General features: G+C 63.6%; 16 protein-coding genes and 1 other RNA gene. 9 read left to right on the top strand and 8 right to left on the bottom strand.

Annotated elements, in window-relative coordinates; genetic code table 11:
• Positions 1-5: 5 nt before the first annotated feature.
• The 3 genes from dnaK to hrcA form a co-directional block, all read right to left on the bottom strand.
• Positions 6-1,931 carry a molecular chaperone DnaK gene (gene dnaK / locus AC1DYM_RS19380; RefSeq protein WP_477341110.1) on the bottom strand — a complete coding sequence of 642 codons (1,926 nt, stop codon included), beginning with the start codon at positions 1,929-1,931 and terminating at the stop codon, positions 6-8.
• Positions 1,932-2,028: 97 nt separating this feature from the next.
• The gene (grpE, locus tag AC1DYM_RS19375) at positions 2,029-2,562 is read right to left on the bottom strand and encodes a nucleotide exchange factor GrpE (protein ID WP_046966301.1); all 534 of its coding nucleotides are present in this window, start codon (positions 2,560-2,562) and stop codon (positions 2,029-2,031) included.
• 85 nt (positions 2,563-2,647) lie between these two features.
• Complete coding sequence (gene hrcA, locus AC1DYM_RS19370) at positions 2,648-3,709, bottom strand: heat-inducible transcriptional repressor HrcA (protein WP_046966300.1); 1,062 nt, start codon at positions 3,707-3,709, stop codon at positions 2,648-2,650.
• Positions 3,710-3,842: 133 nt separating this feature from the next.
• Here hrcA and recN point away from each other — a divergent pair, with 133 nt between their 5' ends.
• A complete protein-coding gene (gene recN / locus AC1DYM_RS19365) occupies positions 3,843-5,513 on the top strand; it encodes a DNA repair protein RecN (protein ID WP_477341107.1) in 1,671 nt (556 codons plus the stop codon).
• Positions 5,514-5,667: 154 nt separating this feature from the next.
• Here the strand turns inward: recN and AC1DYM_RS19360 are convergent, their stop codons facing one another.
• Entirely contained in the window at positions 5,668-6,297 is a 630-nt protein-coding gene (locus AC1DYM_RS19360; protein WP_046966299.1) for a response regulator transcription factor, read from the bottom strand.
• A gap of 87 nt (positions 6,298-6,384) precedes the next feature.
• On the opposite strand from AC1DYM_RS19360, the gene AC1DYM_RS19355 reads away from it, so the two are divergent.
• Entirely contained in the window at positions 6,385-8,004 is a 1,620-nt protein-coding gene (locus AC1DYM_RS19355; RefSeq protein ID WP_477341105.1) for an MASE1 domain-containing sensor histidine kinase, read from the top strand.
• Between the two features lie 418 nt (positions 8,005-8,422).
• Here the strand turns inward: AC1DYM_RS19355 and fur are convergent, their stop codons facing one another.
• Positions 8,423-8,836, bottom strand: a complete 414-nt coding sequence (gene fur, locus AC1DYM_RS19350) for a ferric iron uptake transcriptional regulator (protein ID WP_046965876.1) — start codon at positions 8,834-8,836, stop codon at positions 8,423-8,425.
• 73 nt (positions 8,837-8,909) lie between these two features.
• On the opposite strand from fur, the gene AC1DYM_RS19345 reads away from it, so the two are divergent.
• Positions 8,910-9,380, top strand: a complete 471-nt coding sequence (locus tag AC1DYM_RS19345; RefSeq protein WP_477341103.1) for an outer membrane protein assembly factor BamE — start codon at positions 8,910-8,912, stop codon at positions 9,378-9,380.
• A 9-nt stretch (positions 9,381-9,389) separates the two neighbouring features.
• Here AC1DYM_RS19345 and AC1DYM_RS19340 read toward each other — a convergent pair whose 3' ends face one another.
• Both AC1DYM_RS19340 and AC1DYM_RS19335 read right to left on the bottom strand, forming a co-directional pair.
• Positions 9,390-9,668 (bottom strand): RnfH family protein, encoded by a 279-nt coding sequence (locus tag AC1DYM_RS19340; protein ID WP_477341101.1) that lies wholly within the window; start codon positions 9,666-9,668, stop codon positions 9,390-9,392.
• Entirely contained in the window at positions 9,661-10,089 is a 429-nt protein-coding gene (locus tag AC1DYM_RS19335) for a type II toxin-antitoxin system RatA family toxin (RefSeq protein WP_046965873.1), read from the bottom strand. Before AC1DYM_RS19335 ends, AC1DYM_RS19340 begins: the two co-directional genes overlap by 8 nt.
• Positions 10,090-10,169: 80 nt before the next feature.
• Between AC1DYM_RS19335 and smpB the strand changes: the two genes are divergently transcribed.
• From smpB to AC1DYM_RS19320, 3 genes are all read left to right on the top strand, one after another.
• On the top strand, positions 10,170-10,670 hold the full coding sequence (gene smpB / locus AC1DYM_RS19330; RefSeq protein WP_046965872.1) for an SsrA-binding protein SmpB: 501 nt from the start codon (positions 10,170-10,172) through the stop codon (positions 10,668-10,670).
• A gap of 81 nt (positions 10,671-10,751) precedes the next feature.
• Positions 10,752-11,147, top strand: a transfer-messenger RNA (tmRNA) gene (gene ssrA, locus AC1DYM_RS19325).
• A gap of 197 nt (positions 11,148-11,344) precedes the next feature.
• On the top strand, positions 11,345-11,842 hold the full coding sequence (locus AC1DYM_RS19320) for a hypothetical protein (RefSeq protein ID WP_477341098.1): 498 nt from the start codon (positions 11,345-11,347) through the stop codon (positions 11,840-11,842).
• Between the two features lie 27 nt (positions 11,843-11,869).
• Here AC1DYM_RS19320 and AC1DYM_RS19315 read toward each other — a convergent pair whose 3' ends face one another.
• Complete coding sequence (locus tag AC1DYM_RS19315) at positions 11,870-12,316, bottom strand: hypothetical protein (RefSeq protein WP_477341096.1); 447 nt, start codon at positions 12,314-12,316, stop codon at positions 11,870-11,872.
• 198 nt (positions 12,317-12,514) lie between these two features.
• Here AC1DYM_RS19315 and AC1DYM_RS19310 point away from each other — a divergent pair, with 198 nt between their 5' ends.
• From AC1DYM_RS19310 to AC1DYM_RS19300, 3 genes are all read left to right on the top strand, one after another.
• Positions 12,515-12,814: a hypothetical protein gene (locus tag AC1DYM_RS19310; protein WP_046965868.1), complete on the top strand. Its 300-nt coding sequence runs from the start codon at positions 12,515-12,517 to the stop codon at positions 12,812-12,814.
• A complete protein-coding gene (locus tag AC1DYM_RS19305) occupies positions 12,807-14,090 on the top strand; it encodes an Nramp family divalent metal transporter (protein WP_477341094.1) in 1,284 nt (427 codons plus the stop codon). The genes AC1DYM_RS19310 and AC1DYM_RS19305 overlap by 8 nt, the downstream gene beginning before the upstream one ends.
• Before the next feature lie 112 nt (positions 14,091-14,202).
• A complete protein-coding gene (locus AC1DYM_RS19300; RefSeq protein ID WP_477341092.1) occupies positions 14,203-15,366 on the top strand; it encodes a zinc-dependent alcohol dehydrogenase in 1,164 nt (387 codons plus the stop codon).
• Positions 15,367-15,623: the final 257 nt, after the last annotated feature.

Genomic DNA, 15,623 nt, shown 5'->3' with positions numbered 1-15,623 from the left:
ACGACTTACTTCTTCTCGTCCTTGACTTCGGTGAACTCGGCGTCGACCACGTCGTCCGGCTGGGCCGAACCACCGCCCGGCGCCGACTGCTGCGCGGTGTCCTGCGAACCACCGGACTGTGCCGCTGCGGAGAGCGCCTGGGCGACCTGCTCGAGGTTGGTGATCTTCGACTCGATCACGTCCTTGTCTTCACCACCCAGGGCCTTCTCCAGCTCGGAGACCGCGCTGTCGATACCGGCCAGCTGCTCGGCCGGAATCTTACCGCCATGCTCCTTGAGCTGGCTGCGCGTGGCGTGGACGAGCTGGTCGCCACGGTTACGCACCTGCACGAGCTCGTGGAACTTCTTATCTTCCTCGCGGTTCGCTTCCGCGTCCGCCACCATGCGCGCGACTTCTTCGTCCGAGAGGCCCGAACCGGCCTTGATCTCGATCTTCTGTTCCTTGCCGGTGTCCTTGTCCTTCGCCGACACGTGCAGGATGCCGTTGGCGTCGATGTCGAAGGTCACTTCGATCTGCGGCTGGCCGCGCGGAGCCGAACGGATGCCAGAGAGGTCGAACTTGCCCAGCGACTTGTTCGCATTGGCACGCTCGCGCTCGCCTTGCAGCACGTGCACGGTCACGGCGGTCTGGTTGTCGTCGGCCGTGGAGAAGGTCTGCGAGGCCTTGGTCGGCACCGTGGTGTTCTTCTCGATCAGCTTGGTCATCACGCCACCCATCGTCTCGATACCGAGCGACAGCGGGGTGACGTCGARCAGCAGCACGTCCTTGACGGTACCGCCCAGCACGCCGCCCTGGATCGCGGCGCCGACGGCGACGGCTTCATCCGGGTTGACGTCCTTGCGCGGCTCGCGGCCGAAGAAGTCCTTCACGGCTTCCTGGACCTTGGGCATGCGGGTCTGGCCACCGACGAGGATCACCTCGTGGATGTCCGAGATCTTCAGGCCGGCATCGTTCAGCGCCGTGCGGCACGGATCGATCGTGCCCTTGACCAGGTCTTCCACCAGCGACTCGAGCTTGGCGCGGGTCAGCTTGATGTTCAGGTGCTTCGGACCCGAGGCATCGGCGGTGACGTACGGCAGGTTGACGTCGGTCTGGTGCGCCGAGGACAGCTCGATCTTCGCGCGCTCGGCGGCGTCCTTCAGGCGCTGCAGCGCGAGCTGGTCCTTGCGCAGGTCGATGCCCTGCTCTTTCTTGAACTCTTCGACGAGATAGTCGATGACGCGGTTGTCGAAGTCCTCACCACCGAGGAAGGTGTTGCCGTTGGTGGACAGCACCTCGAACTGCTTCTCGCCGTCGACGTTGGCGATCTCGATGATCGAGACGTCGAACGTGCCGCCGCCCAGATCGTAAACGGCAATCTTGCGGTCGCCCGTGGCAGCCTTGTCCAGACCATAGGCCAGAGCAGCCGCGGTCGGCTCGTTGATGATGCGCTTGACGTCGAGGCCGGCGATCTTGCCTGCGTCCTTCGTAGCCTGGCGCTGGCTGTCGTTGAAGTAAGCCGGGACGGTGATGACCGCCTCGGTGACCGCTTCACCGAGGAAGTCCTCGGCGGTCTTCTTCATCTTCATCAGCACCTTCGAGGAGACTTCCTGCGGTGCCATCTTCTTGCCGTCGGCGGTCTGCACCCAGGCGTCGCCGTTATCGTGCGCAACGATGCCGTAGGGAACCAGCTTGAGGTCTTTCTGCACTTCGGCGTCGGTGAATTTGCGACCGATGAGGCGCTTCACCGCGTAGAAGGTGTTGTACGGATTGGTCACGCTCTGGCGCTTGGCCGGCGCGCCCACGAGGACTTCGTTGTCCTTGGTGAAAGCCACGATGGACGGCGTGGTGCGATCGCCCTCTGCATTCTCGATGACACGTGCGGTCGAACCTTCCATCACTGCGACGCAGGAGTTGGTCGTCCCGAGGTCGATACCGATGATCTTGCCCATAGTTACGTTGCTCCGAATTTCATGCGGCCCCCGCGGCCGCGACTGCTAAGGAAAATGGGGGTAACCCCCATCGATTCAATATCTTTGGTGACGCTGTTCAGTGGTCGCGCACCACGGCGACGAGCGCCGGACGCAGCAGACGGTCGTTCAGCACGAAGCCCTTCTGGACCACGGCGACGACGGTGTTGGGCGCATGCTCGTTCGACTCGACCGAGCTGATCGCCTGGTGATGCTCCGGATTGAACGGCTGGTGAAGCGGGTCGACCATGGTCAGGCCATTGGCCTCGGTGACCTTCTTCAGCTGATCGAGCGACATCTGCAGGCCTTCGCGGAGCGTCTTCGCATCCGCCGCCTCGTTGGTCAGGCCCAGGGCGATGCCGTCGTAGACCGGCAGCAATTCGGCGAGCAACTTCTCGTTGGCAAAGCGGCGAGCCTGATCGACATCGCGCTGCATGCGACGACGCTGGTTCTCGATCTCCGCCTTTTCGCGCAGCACCGTCTCGCGGGCCTGCGCCAGCTCGGCTTCCATCGTGGCCAGCTGAACGCCGAGGGCGTCGAGCTCAGCCTGGATGGCGCTGTCGGCCGCGCCGTCCTGCGCCGGATCCGGCGCGTGGGGATCGTTGTTTTGCATGTTTACTCCAAATGTCAGCGTACCGACCCCTCCGTGGAAGGGTCGAACATTCGCGGGAAATACTAAACCCGCCTCCCGTGGCGGTTTATGAGGTCGCCGCGGCGCGATTCAAGGCGTCGCTGAGCAGTCCGGCGGTGGCTTGTACCACGGGGATCACTCGCTCATATGCCATACGCGTCGGTCCAATAACTCCGATCGCGCCGAGCATGCGGCCCTTGGTGCCGTAGGTGGCGGTGACGATGCTGCAGCCGTCGAGGGCCGAAAAACCGGACTCCTCGCCGATGAACAGGCGCACGCCAGGGGCTTTGACGCACATTTCCATGAGCTGAAGCAGGTCGCGCTTCTGCTGGAAGGCGTCGAAAAGATCGCGGAGCCGCTCGATGTCGGCCAGCTCCGAATAACCCATCAGGTTGGTCTGGCCGCTCACCAGCACGTCGTCGGCGTCCTCATCGGCGCTGAACGAGGCGGTGGCCAGTTCGACCACGCCAGTGAGCAGGCGGTTGAGTTCGCCGCCCGCTTCGCGCAGCTCGGTGGCCAGATGGGCGCGGATGTCCGCCAGGCGGAAGCCGGCGAACTGGGCGTTGAGATAGTTCGCCGCCTGCTCAAGCTCCGCCGACTCCAGCGGACGGACGAGCTGGACCACACGGTTCTGCACCTGGTTATCCGAGAAGACCAGGATCACCAGCACCCGCGCATCGGGCAGGTTCACGAAATCGATATGGCGCAGCGGAAAGTCGCCCTGGCGCGGCACGGTGACCACGCCGGCGAAGTGGGTCATGGCCGAAAGCAGGTGCGACACATTGCCGAGCAGGTCGCGTGTCGTCGTCTGGTGCGGCGGCAGGCCGCCCTGCAGGCGGGCCATGTCGTCGCGCGGCAGCGGCTTGAGCTCGAGCAGGCTGTCGACGAACAGGCGCAGCCCGCGTGGGGTGGGAATACGACCCGCCGAGGTATGCGGCGAGGAGACCAGCCCGGCCTCTTCCAGGTCGGCCATGATGTTGCGGATGGTCGCCGGGCTGACTTCCAGGCCCGAGGACTTCGCCAGCGTGCGTGAGCCGACCGGCTCCCCATCGGACAGATATTGAGAAATCAGGGTACGCAGCAGCCGGCGCGCGCGTGCATCGATGTCGTGACCGGAAAACGGATTCATGCGCGTGGGCGGGCCGGAGGGGTTGGTTCGTCCGGCTATCAATAAGGTCTCGACGCCCTTGTTGCAAGTCTCGGCTTCTGCGACGCGCCTCCCGCTACAATCGGCGCGATTCCATCCGCCGCCATCGGTAGCCATGCTCACCTCGCTCTACGTCCGCCAATTTGCCGTTGTCGAAGAAGCCGAGATTGCCTTCGGGCCCGGGCTCACCGTGGTCAGCGGCGAGACCGGCGCCGGCAAGTCCCTGCTCGTGGACGCCCTGATGCTCCTGGCCGGCGCCCGCGCCGACAGCGGTATGGTCCGCTCCGGCAGCGACCGCGCCGAGCTGGCTGCGGAATTCGACCTCACCGGCCTGCCCGAAGCGACTGCCTGGCTCCGCCAGGAGGAACTGGACGATGGCGAGACCTGCCAGCTGCGCCGGGTGATCCGCGTCGAAGGCAGCTCGCGCGGCTGGATCAATGGCCGCCCGGCGAGCCTCGCGCAGATGTCCGCGCTGGCCGCCCTGATCGTGGAGATCCACGGCCAGCACGAACACCAGGCCCTGCTCTCGCGCCAGCACCAGATGGCCCTGCTCGACGCCTACGCCGGCAACGAGGTGCTGCAAACCAGCGTCCGCGACACGGCGAAGTCGTGGCGCGAGGCCGTCGCGCGCATCCGCAGCCTGTCCGGCGGCGACGATCGCGAGCGTCAGATCGAACTGCTCGCCCACGAACTGGAAGAACTGGACCGCTGGGCCTTGTCGCCCGCTGCCCTGGAAGAACTCGAAGCCCAGCATCGCCGCCTGGCCAACGCCGGACGTCTGGCCGAGGGCGCCAATGGCGTCGTCGAGATCCTCGACGGCGAGAGCGAGTTCGCGGTGGGTCGTGCCCTGCTCCGCGCGCACGCCGAGCTCTCGCGCCTCGCCGAACTGGACGCCTCCCTGGTCCCAACCCTCGAATTGCTCGACAGCGCGCAGATCCAGGTAGGCGAAGCGGTGGACGGCCTCGGTCGCTACGCCCAGGACGTGGAACTGGATCCCGAGCGCCTCGCCGAGGTCGACACTCAGCTCACCCACCTGCACGACCTCTCGCGCCGCTACCGGCTACCGATCGAGGAGCTGACGGTGAAAGCCGAAGAGATCCGCGAGCGCCTGGCCGAACTCGAAGGCGCCGGCGATGCCCTGGATCGCCTCGGCCGCGAACGGGATCGCCTGCACAAGGCCTATGACGAAGCCGCCGCGTCGCTATCCGCCGCGCGCACCGCAGCCGCTGGCCGTTTGGGCACATCGGTCGCCGCCCTGATGGGCGAGCTCGGCATGGCCGGCGGTCGCCTGGAGGTCTCGCTCGAGCGCGTCGAAGGCAACGAGCCCGATCCGCAGGGCCGCGAACGCTGCGAGCTACTGGTCAGCGCCAATCCCGGCCAGCCGCCGCGCCCGCTACGCAAGGTCGCGTCCGGCGGCGAACTCGCCCGCATCAGCCTGGCCATCGAAGTGGCCACGCTGGGCAACGACAACATCGGCTGCATGATCTTCGACGAAGTGGACACCGGCATCGGCGGCGCGGTCGCCGAAGTGGTCGGCCAGAAACTGCGCGCCCTCGGCGAGCGCGTCCAGGTGATGTGCGTCACCCACCTGCCCCAGGTCGCCGCGCAAGGCCACGCCCATCTGCAGGTCGCCAAGGAAAGTGACGGCGAAGCCACCCGCACGCGCATCCACACCCTCGACGCCGCCGGCCGCCGCGACGAGCTATCACGCATGCTCGGCGGCGTGGAAATCACCAAGGAAACCCGCGCCCACGCGAAAAAGATGCTCGACCGGGCGCAGGGCTAACGAGGGCGCAGGGCTAACGAGCTTGCCGCCGTGTCGCCGATTCCGGCTCCTGGTAGGAGCCGATTCATCGGCGATCCCTGCGAAGCGCAGTGTTCAGGGGTGTCGCGACCTGGTGTTCGCCGATGAATCGGCTCCTACCAGAGCATCCATCCGGCTAGGCGCGGATGAGGCCCCGCTCCTGCGCCATCCGGTAAAGGTCGAGTTCCGACCCCGCATTGAGCTTGTTCATGACCGCGGCGCGGTGGATATAGATCGTCTTCTGCCCGATGCCCAACTCGGCCGCCACCTGCTTCGGCGCCCGGCCTGCCGCCAGCAACAGGAAAACCTCGCGCTCGCGCGCCGTCAGCCGGTTGAAGGGATCAAGGTCCACCGAGGACCGGCCCGAGCGACGCTCACGCAGATCCGAGCTCAGGTACTGCTCGCCGCTCAGCACCGCGCGCACGGCAACCACGAGCTCCTCGGGTGCCACGCCCTTGGTCACGTAACCGCGCGCGCCGCGGCGCAACGCCTCGGAAACGTAAGGTTCGCCGTCGTGCATGCTAAGCACCACGATCTTCATGTCCGGGGAGATGCTGGCCAGATGCTCGATCAGGGGCAGACCGCTGCCGTCGGGCAAGGACAGGTCCACCGCCACCAGATCGGGGCGATGCTGGGTCACGGCATCGACCGCCTCATCGGCGTTCTTGGCCTCTGCGACGACATCGAGGTCAGGTTCCAGCTCGATCAGGCGTTTGAAACCCTCACGAACGATGGCGTGGTCATCTACAAGGACGATTCTTGGCATGGACAGAATGTAACAGGCTCGCCCGACGCGTGCGTATGGGTGGAAGCGTGCAACGTTACGTGAGGTTCGGCGTGTAACATTCGGGGGATGCGAGTAAACGCCCTCACCCGGTTCGCCGGCCCCCTGTTCGCCCTCCTCTATGCGGCGGCCTGGATTCTTCTTTGGCCGACCGAACAGCCGTATTGGGTGCTGCCTTTCGGCCTGCGCTTCGGTGCCCTGCTTCTTATGAGGACGCGCAACTGGTTCTGGATCCTCGGTGCCGAGATCCTCGCCAGCGCCTTCTGCGAGTGGCGTAGCGGCCTGCCGATCGGTGGTGCGGGCTTCGTGCTCGGCGACGCGCCCGAGCCGCTAATGGTCGCCGCCTGCCTCTGGCTGCTGCGCCGCGCCCACCTGCATGCCAGCCTGAACACCCCTGAAGACGTCGCCCGTCTCCTTCTGTCGGCCATGGTCACGGCCACGGTCGCCACGGCCGGCAACGCCGCGATGATGGCTTCGCTGCACCCCGCTGCGCCGGTGGAAATGCTCGGCACCACCTTCGGCAGCGACCTGCTAGGCAACTACCTGGGCGTGCTGCTGGTCGTGCCAGTGATGATCCTCACCTTCCGCGAACGGCCCACCCAGTCCGCTCTGGCCGAGTTGATGCTCGACGGCCTGCTGGTGATGCTGCCGTCGCTGGCGATCCTGGTGACCCTGGCCGAGTACTCGCCCCAGCCGCAGTTCGCCCGCGTGCTTTCGCTGGCCCCGGTGCTGTTCTTCGCGTTCCGGCATGGCTGGCGTGGCGCCGGCCTGGCCATGCTCATTACCAGTGTCGGCCTCAATGTCACCGAAGACATGATCGGCCGCGGCGCGCCGACGGCCGCCGCTCACCTGTTCCTCGCCGTGGCGGGTACCGGCACCCTCATGCTCGGCGCCGCCACCGACGCCCTGCGTCGAAGCAGCGAGCGTGTCGCCCAGCAGAACACCCACCTGGCCGCCGCCAACCAGCGCCTCGACCAGCTCGCACGCCAGTTGCGCGATGCCGCCCGCGGCAACCTCCAGGCCGAAGAAGACCTGCGCAAGCACATGGCCGCCGAGCTCCACGACGAACTGGGCCAGAACCTCACCGCCATCCAGACCCACCTGAAGCTGGCCCAGCAACGGCTGGGCAACGCGGGCCTGGACGACATCGGCCAGTCCATCAACGGCATCCTTGGTCACATGCGCCGGGCCCTGCATAAGATGCTGGACAGCCTGCGACCCTCCGTTCTGGACGAATTCGGGCTGCTCCGGGCGCTGGACGAAGGCCCCGTGCGGGACATGCTCACCGCCGCCGGCATCCACTACGTGACCGACCTGCGGGGCGAACCGCGCCTGCTCGACGACGAGACACTTACCGCTATTTATCGTGTCGTGCAGGAAAGTGCGACCAATGTGGTTCGCCATTCAGGTGCCAAAGAACTGAAATTGCGGCTACGCATCGGACTGCGCGACAGCGGCCCGGTGGCTATTCTCGACATTCGTGACGACGGCACCGGCCTGCCTGCGACCCCTAGGCCGATCCGTACAGACGGTGGTGGGCGCGGCCTACAGGGTATGAGCGATCGCATCACGGCCCTCGGCGGCATCTTTCGCATCCATCCCGAGCCCATCGGACTACACCTTCGCGTGCTGCTACGCAGCACAAGTATCGGAACTCACATAGGAAATTTTCCGATACCGGGTCGGTGAACGGTTCGTTACGATTCCGTCATCGATGTGGGGGAGCCGCCGTCGAGAGACGGTGAGCCCAGGTCGGTCGTGGGGACGATCGACCTGATGAGGCGACAGGATGTCAGCCTCGCCGATGCGAAGTGGTGAAACGTGGATCCAGCGAGCAACTCGCGATTCACGAACCATGGAAACATCGGATCAAGCCGCTGGTGGACAGGAGTCCGCCAGCGGCGTTTTTATGTGTGCCGCCCCAACCCGCACGCCCCCGCTCAAACCGCACGACCCCGCTCTCCTGTAGGAGCCGATTCATCGGCGATAACCAGCCCGCCGCAAGCCCCATCGCCGGCATAGCCGGCTCCTACCAAAGCAGCCCGCACAAAGAAAAAGGCCCCCTCTCGGGAGCCCTTCTCATCTGCCAAGCCGCGAAAACCTCGCCTCAGCGCTTCTTCTTCGGACGCACATACAGCACCAGGCTGTGATCCTCGATCACGTACCCGTGGCGTTCCGCGATTTCATGCTGGAGGCGTTCGATCTCCTCGCTGATGAACTCGATGACCTTCCCGCTGTCCACATCGATCATGTGGTCATGATGCTTGCCGCGATCCAGCTCGTAAACGGCCTGCCCGCCCTCGAAGTTGTGCTTCATGACGATGCCAGCAGCTTCGAACTGGGTCAGTACCCGATACACCGTGGCAAGCCCGATGTCTTCCTGGTGCGCAAGCAGACGCTTGTAGATGTCTTCGGCGGTAAGGTGGCGCTCGTCCGCCTCCTCGAAGATCTGCAGGATCCGCATGCGCGGGTGTGTGACTTTAAGCCCCGCTTTACGCAGTTCTTTTGTTTCCTGGTCCATTAGAGACCCCCTCGCGGTGCCGTCAGGCGCTTAGTGTATCATCGCAGGCTTCACGATCCGGACGTTACTACGCATGCAAAAGCTCATTCGCCGCACGCTGGGTATAGCCATGATGGCGGTCGCCATCGGGGGCTGCAGCCTTATCTATACCCCCGACGTGCAGCAGGGCAACCTGCTCGACAAGAAAAACGTCGAACAGCTGCAGCCGGGTCTGACCAAGCGCCAGGTCCTGGTGTTGCTGGGCACCCCTTCGGTGGCCTCGCCCTTCGATAACGACCGTTGGGACTATGTGTCCACCTTCTCGCATCGTGGCGGGAAGATGACCACCCGTACGCTCACGCTGACCTTCAATAACGACACCCTGGTCCGTACCGAAGGCGATTTCTTCGCCCAGGACGCCCAGCAGCTGTTGAAGGACTCGAAGAAGTACAAGAACGATCCGGTCAACGGCACCAAGGGTGACAAGAACACCAGCGCCAACGACAAGAAGGATGACGACAACGGCGGCATCTTCGGCGGCGGCTCGTCGGACGACAAGAAGTAAGACGGCCCTTCAGGCGCCGCGCTTGGCGCGGCGCCGCCTGGCCTCCATCGGATCGAGCGTGAGCGGCCGGTACAGTTCCACCCGGTCGCCCTCCTCCAGCACACGGTCCGCGGCCACCTTCTTGGCGAAGATGCCCAATCGGGCCGGGTGCGGCGTCACCCCGGCGGGCAGACCGCCCCGAGCCAGCTCGATCGCCTGCCAGGCCGTCGTACCCGACGGCACGACGAGGGCAAGGACGACCTGGCCCTCCGGCCCTGCGTAAGCCACCTCGACGCTGAGCTCAGCCATACTGGCGGCGCGCCTCGTCACAGAAGTCATCGACCATCCGGTTGGCCAGTTGCTGGAAGCCCATCCTCAGCACCGCGCCACCCAGGCCGGCGTAGTCGAAATCCAGCGCCAGGGCGATCTTGCAGCCGACATCGCCCAACGCCTGGAAGGTAAACACCCCATCCAGCGAGCGGAACGGGCCTTCCACGAATTTCATGGCCAGGCTGTGGGGCTTGTCGGTGGTGTTCCGGGTGGTGAAGCTCTGCTTGATCCCGGCGAACTTGAGATCCAGCCGTGCCACCAGCACGTTGTCTTCCCGCTCGAGCACTTCAGCGGCGTCACACCAGCCGAAGCGCTTTGGGTATGCTTCCACATCGTTGACCAGGTCGAACATCTGCGCGGGCGTGAAAGGCACGATCGCACTGCGGCGGATTTCAATCACTGCTTTGACCTCGTCTCATTTGCCGGCTCACGGACCCGCCGGCCTTGTATCAGGGATCCGATAGACCGATTTTAGCGGACATGGCAAAAGCGAAACCGAAGGACACGGAAAAAGACGGCGGCGGCACGATTGCGCTGAACAAGCGCGCGCGCCACGAATATCACATCGACCAGCGCTTCGAGTGCGGCATGGCCCTGGAAGGCTGGGAGCTGAAGTCCCTGCGTGCGGGCCGGATCAACTTCGGCGAGGGCTGCTACGCGATCATCCAGCACGGTGAGGTTTTTCTCGTCGGCGCCCAGATCCCGCCGCTGATCAGCGCCTCCACCCACGTGATCGCCAACGACCGGCGCACGCGCAAGCTGCTGCTCCATCGCGAGGAAATCGACCGCCTGATCGGCGCCGTCGAGCGTAAGGGCTACACCCTGGTGCCCACCGCGATGTACTGGAAAAACAACAAGGTGAAGTGCGAAATTGGCCTGGCCAAGGGTAAGCAGGACCACGACAAGCGCACCGCGGAGAAAGAACGCGAGTGGGCGGTCGACAAGCAGCGGGTCATGCGCTCCCACAACAAGATGGGCTGACCTGAACGGAAGGGCGGCGCCCATTGTGAGTGGCCTGTCCCGGCCATATACTGAGAGATGTAGTCTCACCACGTTTTCCCCGGGGATGTTCTGGTTTCGACGGGGGTAGTGCGATCTACTGGTGCATGCCGAGGGGGTAGCTTTCCTCGTTAAACCAGCTGCAAAAACTATAGTTGCCAATGACAACTACTACGGTAATGACGCTTCGGTGGCTCTCGCCGCCTAAAGCGTTCGGCCCCTAAAAAAGGCCCTACCCCCGAACCGATCTTGTGCTCATGCTCGTCGGTGTAGGGTCACTATCATGAGACCGCCGAAAGACTCTCCATCTGTGGGTCTGACGCTAGATCAATCAGGTATGTCCGTCGGTGCGCTTCGCACACCGTGCTGCTGGCGGACGAGATCTAACGGTGAGCTAAGCATGTAGATCTGGAGATTAAACGCCTTCGGACGCGGGTTCGACTCCCGCCATCTCCACCAATAAAGATGAGCCCCGACCGGAGACGGTCGGGGCTTTTTCTTTGCGGGAGTTGCGACCCGCATCGAGTCTCCGTCTCCGCGGGCGTGCGAATATCAGCTCTGAGCTCTAAGGAGAGGGATCGCCGGATATGCACACCAGACCCATGATCTGCCTGTTATTTCTCTGCGCCACCACCATCGGAACGGAAGCCTACGGCATGAGTGAGTCCCGGAGCGCGCACGGCGCGCTTCCCGTATCGCTTCCCTTCGCAGTCGATACCGAAGGCAAGAGCATCACCATCCCGTTCGACGTTCGCCAGGGCGAGGTCGATACGAAACGCCGGCTCATGATCGCTCTGGATGTCCCCCACGGGCCGAAGCTGCCTGCCGTCGACGATATTCAAGAGAACTCGCGGTCCATGCGAGTCAAGATCTTCTACGACGATCACGGTACCCGCGTACCTGTCGAAACGGAAGATGACGCGACCATCGTCGCCAGGAATACCGATCAACCCTTGCCACATAGCGACAGATCCCAGTGCCGCCTCGAGCTCTACGCCACTGTCGACAATGAATCTCACATCTCCGTATGCGGCTTCTACGCGAAACGATACGGGCACTACGTAGCTGAAGTCTCGACGATAGAACCGATGCCCACGTTCAAGGGCGTCGCCAGCACGATTCGCATCGACAAGTTCTACAACACCAGCGAGTAGCGCCGACTTCAGGTGAGATCTCACTCATCACCGCCTAAGCCACAAACCCAGGTGATGAAAGAGCACCCAATGGTCGCCCTCGCGCTGGAGATAGACCTTGATCTCGTCACCCGGCCGAACCTTAAGGCGCATGGTATTGGCCCCACCCACCCAATGTGCCGGGACGTGGGTATTCGAGTAGCCCGTGAACTGAAGCGAGCGATCCTCCGCCGACAGACTTCCTTTCTCGACGCTACTCACGTCCATCGTCACCGTGTAATGAGCGGTCACCAGAGCCCCTTCCTTCTTCCCGCCTGGATACGTGGAGTCATCGCGTTCGGAGACCGCCGTTACGCGGCCACTTGCGATCAGCGTTGCGTCAGTCGCCAGTTGCGCGTCGCTGACAGGTGGAACTTCCGCCTGGACTGCCGCGCTAACCGCAAGGCCCAACGCGAACGACGCAACGCAAAAGTAGGTCAAAAGCTTGCTTCTCATGACTCGATATCCTTGTTCTTCTCACATGAGCCACTACACCGTTCGCGAGGCCTCACCCGTGTCGTCCCGCGCTAACGAGACCCCTGCTGCCGACACATCCTCGCCTGCGCCTGCGCCGTACCTCACGGGATCCTCGGGATTCTGTGATGCAGCGGGCACATCCGTGCTGATAAAGGAGAACCTCACCCGGGGGCAACCATGGATCTCGCATCGCATCTACTGAGTCCCGAACCTCTGGGTTGGCTCGCCTCGCTTGTCCTGCTGTCGACCATCGGCCGACAAATCTGGAGGCAGGCGCATGCACCCACCGTGGAAGGGGTTTCCAAGTGGCTTTTCATCGGTCAGATGGCAGCGTCCCTGCTGTATCTCGTGTACAGCGTGCTGGTGAAGAATCCTGTTTTCATCGCCAGCAACGCCGCCCTCCTGGTCGCTGGCGTAACGGGCCAAGTGATCTACCTGAGGCGCCGCCATGAGCAGGTCGGGAACGCCGATGCCTAAGCCGAATGAAGACACGCCTCCCAAGCCCAAGGGCCTGAGAAGGTTTCTCGGCGCACTCGGCCCTGGCCTGACCGCCGGGGCCGCAGACGATGATCCCTCCGGCGTTGCCACGTTTTCGGTGGTGGGCGCGAAGTTCGGCACTCAGTTCTTGTGGACCGCCCTTCTCACCTGGCCGCTGATGGCGGTCGTCCAGATGATGTGTGCCCGGGTCGGCATGGTCACCGGCAAAGGCCTGGGCGGGGCGTTGCGGGAGAAGTTTCCGCGCTGGCTCGTCGGCATCGGGGCCGTCGCCCTCCTCGCCGCGAACCTGCTGAACATCGCGGCCGATCTCGCCGGCATGGGCGATGCCATGGAAATGCTGCACGCCGGTCCGCGCCTGCTGTGGGTGTGGGTCTATGGGATCGGCATCTGCCTGCTGGCCATCCGCCTGCGCTATCAACAGCTGGCCAGCGTCCTGAAATGGCTCGCCATGGTCCTCCTGGCTTACATCGTGACGGCCTTTCTGGTGAAACCCCATTGGGGCCAGGTTGCCCACGATACCTTCCTTCCCTCGCTTCCCCACGGCAAGGAGGGATGGAGTTCCCTGGTGGCGCTCTTCGGCACCACGATCAGCCCCTTCCTGTTCTTCTGGCAGGCGAGCCAGGAAGTGGAAGAAGACAAGGCCAAGGGCCGGCGCCTCCTGGCGTGGCGACGCAACGCGACCAGGCGTGAGCTGGGCGACCGAAAGCTCGATGTCTGGACAGGTACGTTCTTCTCGAATCTGGTGATGTTCTTCATCATCCTCACGGCCGCCTTTACCTTGCACGCCCATGGCAAGGACGTGCAGTCGACAAGGGATGCCGCGAGCGCGCTGCAACCGCTGGCTGGCGATTACGCCTTCCTGCTTTTCACCGGCGGGCTGGTCGGTGCGGGACTGTTGGCCATTCCGACGCTGGCGGGTTCGGCGGCATACGCCTTTGCCGAGACCTTCGACTGGGTTTCCGGCCTCGACAAGCGGTTCAAGCGAGCGGTGTCGTTCTATGCCGTATTCATCGTCGCCACGGTCGGCGGTGCGCTGCTGGACCTTTTTCACCTCGATCCGGTCAAGGTGCTTGTCTGGTCGGCTGTCGTCAACGGCATGCTTGCGCCCTTCCTGCTGGTCACCCTGCTCCTGGTCACGGGCGACAACAAGATCATGCAGGGGCAACCCAGTCCTCTGCTTAACCGAGTCGTCGTCGGATTCACGGCGCTGTTGATGTTCGGCGGCTTGGGCGCAATGGCTTTCCTCGGCGCCTAGCGAGAAACCTGACGAGCTCTGTGAAGGCGATCGTCAACCTTGGGGACTCATCGCCCACCTGCCTTTCAACAAGTAGGGACCACGATGCTGCTTTACCCCGGAGGCAGCACGAATGAAGGCACTGACCTATCACGGCTCCAAAGACGTCCGCGTCGAGACCATGCCCGATCCGACGATCCTCGCGGGTGACGACGTCATCCTTCGCGTCACTGCCACGGCCATCTGCGGCTCGGATCTGCACCTGTATCACGGCAAGATTCCGGAGACCCAGCACGGGGATATCTTCGGCCACGAATTCATGGGCATTGTGGAAGAAGCTGGCTCTGAGGTGACCAACGTCGCCGTTGGCGATCGTGTCGTCATCCCCTTTGTCATCGCGTGCGGCAAGTGCTTCTTCTGCGAGAACGATCAGTTCGCCGCGTGCGAGACCACGAATCCGGACCAGGGTGCCAGCCTGCGGAAGCGTCCCAAGATGACGCCACCCGCGGCACTCTTCGGCTACTCGCATCTCTACGGAGGGGTACCCGGCGGTCAGGCGGAGTTCGTCCGCGTACCCAAGGCCAACGTCGGCCCGTTCAAGGTTCCCGGCAGCCTTGCCGACGAACGCGTTCTATTCCTCTCGGACATCCTGCCGACGGGCTATCAGGCGGTGCTGAATGCGAAGATCGAGCGCGGCTCCACCGTCGCTATATTCGGCGCAGGACCGGTCGGCCTGATGGCGGCCGCTTGCGCACGCATGCTCGGCGCAGAACGTATCTTCATGGTCGATGAGGAACGTTATCGCCTCGATTTTGCGGTCTCCGCATTTGATGTCATACCTGTCGACTTCAGCGCCACCGACCCGTCCGAGTTCATCCTCGAACAAACAGCAGGCCGAGGCGTCGACGCCAGCATCGATGCGGTCGGGTTCGAGGCGAAGGGAAGCACCACCGAGACCGTTCTGAGTGCCCTGAAACTGGAAACGAGTTCAGGCGAAGTCGTTCGCCAATGCATTACTGCCACGCGCCGCGGCGGCGTGGTCAGCATCCCGGGCGTCTACGCGGGCTTTATCCACGCCTTCCTGATCGGCGATGCGTTCGACAAAGGCCTCACCCTTGCGATGGGACAGACCCATGTGCAGAAGTACCTGCCCGAGCTCCTCAATTTCATCGAGGACGGCAAACTGCAGCCGGACATCATCATTTCGCACCGCATGAAGCTCGCGGATGCGGCGCGCGGCTACGAGATCTTCGATAAGAAGGAAGAAGATTGCCGCAAGGTCGTGCTGACGCCCTGAGTTGTGCCCATGACACACCACCGGCGCCGCATGGGCGCCGGTGGTATGAGGGGAAATCAGACCTTGCCTAACGCAATCCCGACGTCGGCTGCCATGAAGTAAACCTACTTCACGGCGAGGTAGAGATCAGGCTGCCGCTTTGAACTCGGCCAAAAGCTCTGCCTTCCGGGCTTCCATGCGGGTGCCCAGCTCGTTGAGCTCCTCCTTGCTCAGCAGCTTCTTGGCGTCCTTGAACATCTCCTGCTCTTCTTCCTCGA

The organism is Luteibacter sp. P1_D3, assembly GCF_056406135.1.
This window is presented reverse-complemented; position numbering and strand designations above follow the sequence as displayed.

What these genes read in the sequence shown, in the direction of transcription:
- grpE (WP_046966301.1), bottom strand. Translation starts at nt 2,562, where the DNA reads ATGCAAAACAACGATCCCCACGCGCCGGATCCGGCGCAGGACGGCGCG.
- hrcA (WP_046966300.1), bottom strand. Translation starts at nt 3,709, where the DNA reads ATGAATCCGTTTTCCGGTCACGACATCGATGCACGCGCGCGCCGGCTG.
- recN (WP_477341107.1), top strand. Translation starts at nt 3,843, where the DNA reads ATGCTCACCTCGCTCTACGTCCGCCAATTTGCCGTTGTCGAAGAAGCC.
- AC1DYM_RS19360 (WP_046966299.1), bottom strand. Translation starts at nt 6,297, where the DNA reads ATGCCAAGAATCGTCCTTGTAGATGACCACGCCATCGTTCGTGAGGGT.
- AC1DYM_RS19355 (WP_477341105.1), top strand. Translation starts at nt 6,385, where the DNA reads ATGCGAGTAAACGCCCTCACCCGGTTCGCCGGCCCCCTGTTCGCCCTC.
- fur (WP_046965876.1), bottom strand. Translation starts at nt 8,836, where the DNA reads ATGGACCAGGAAACAAAAGAACTGCGTAAAGCGGGGCTTAAAGTCACA.
- AC1DYM_RS19345 (WP_477341103.1), top strand. Translation starts at nt 8,910, where the DNA reads ATGCAAAAGCTCATTCGCCGCACGCTGGGTATAGCCATGATGGCGGTC.
- AC1DYM_RS19340 (WP_477341101.1), bottom strand. Translation starts at nt 9,668, where the DNA reads ATGGCTGAGCTCAGCGTCGAGGTGGCTTACGCAGGGCCGGAGGGCCAG.
- smpB (WP_046965872.1), top strand. Translation starts at nt 10,170, where the DNA reads ATGGCAAAAGCGAAACCGAAGGACACGGAAAAAGACGGCGGCGGCACG.
- AC1DYM_RS19320 (WP_477341098.1), top strand. Translation starts at nt 11,345, where the DNA reads ATGAGTGAGTCCCGGAGCGCGCACGGCGCGCTTCCCGTATCGCTTCCC.
- AC1DYM_RS19315 (WP_477341096.1), bottom strand. Translation starts at nt 12,316, where the DNA reads ATGAGAAGCAAGCTTTTGACCTACTTTTGCGTTGCGTCGTTCGCGTTG.
- AC1DYM_RS19310 (WP_046965868.1), top strand. Translation starts at nt 12,515, where the DNA reads ATGGATCTCGCATCGCATCTACTGAGTCCCGAACCTCTGGGTTGGCTC.
- AC1DYM_RS19305 (WP_477341094.1), top strand. Translation starts at nt 12,807, where the DNA reads ATGCCTAAGCCGAATGAAGACACGCCTCCCAAGCCCAAGGGCCTGAGA.
- AC1DYM_RS19300 (WP_477341092.1), top strand. Translation starts at nt 14,203, where the DNA reads ATGAAGGCACTGACCTATCACGGCTCCAAAGACGTCCGCGTCGAGACC.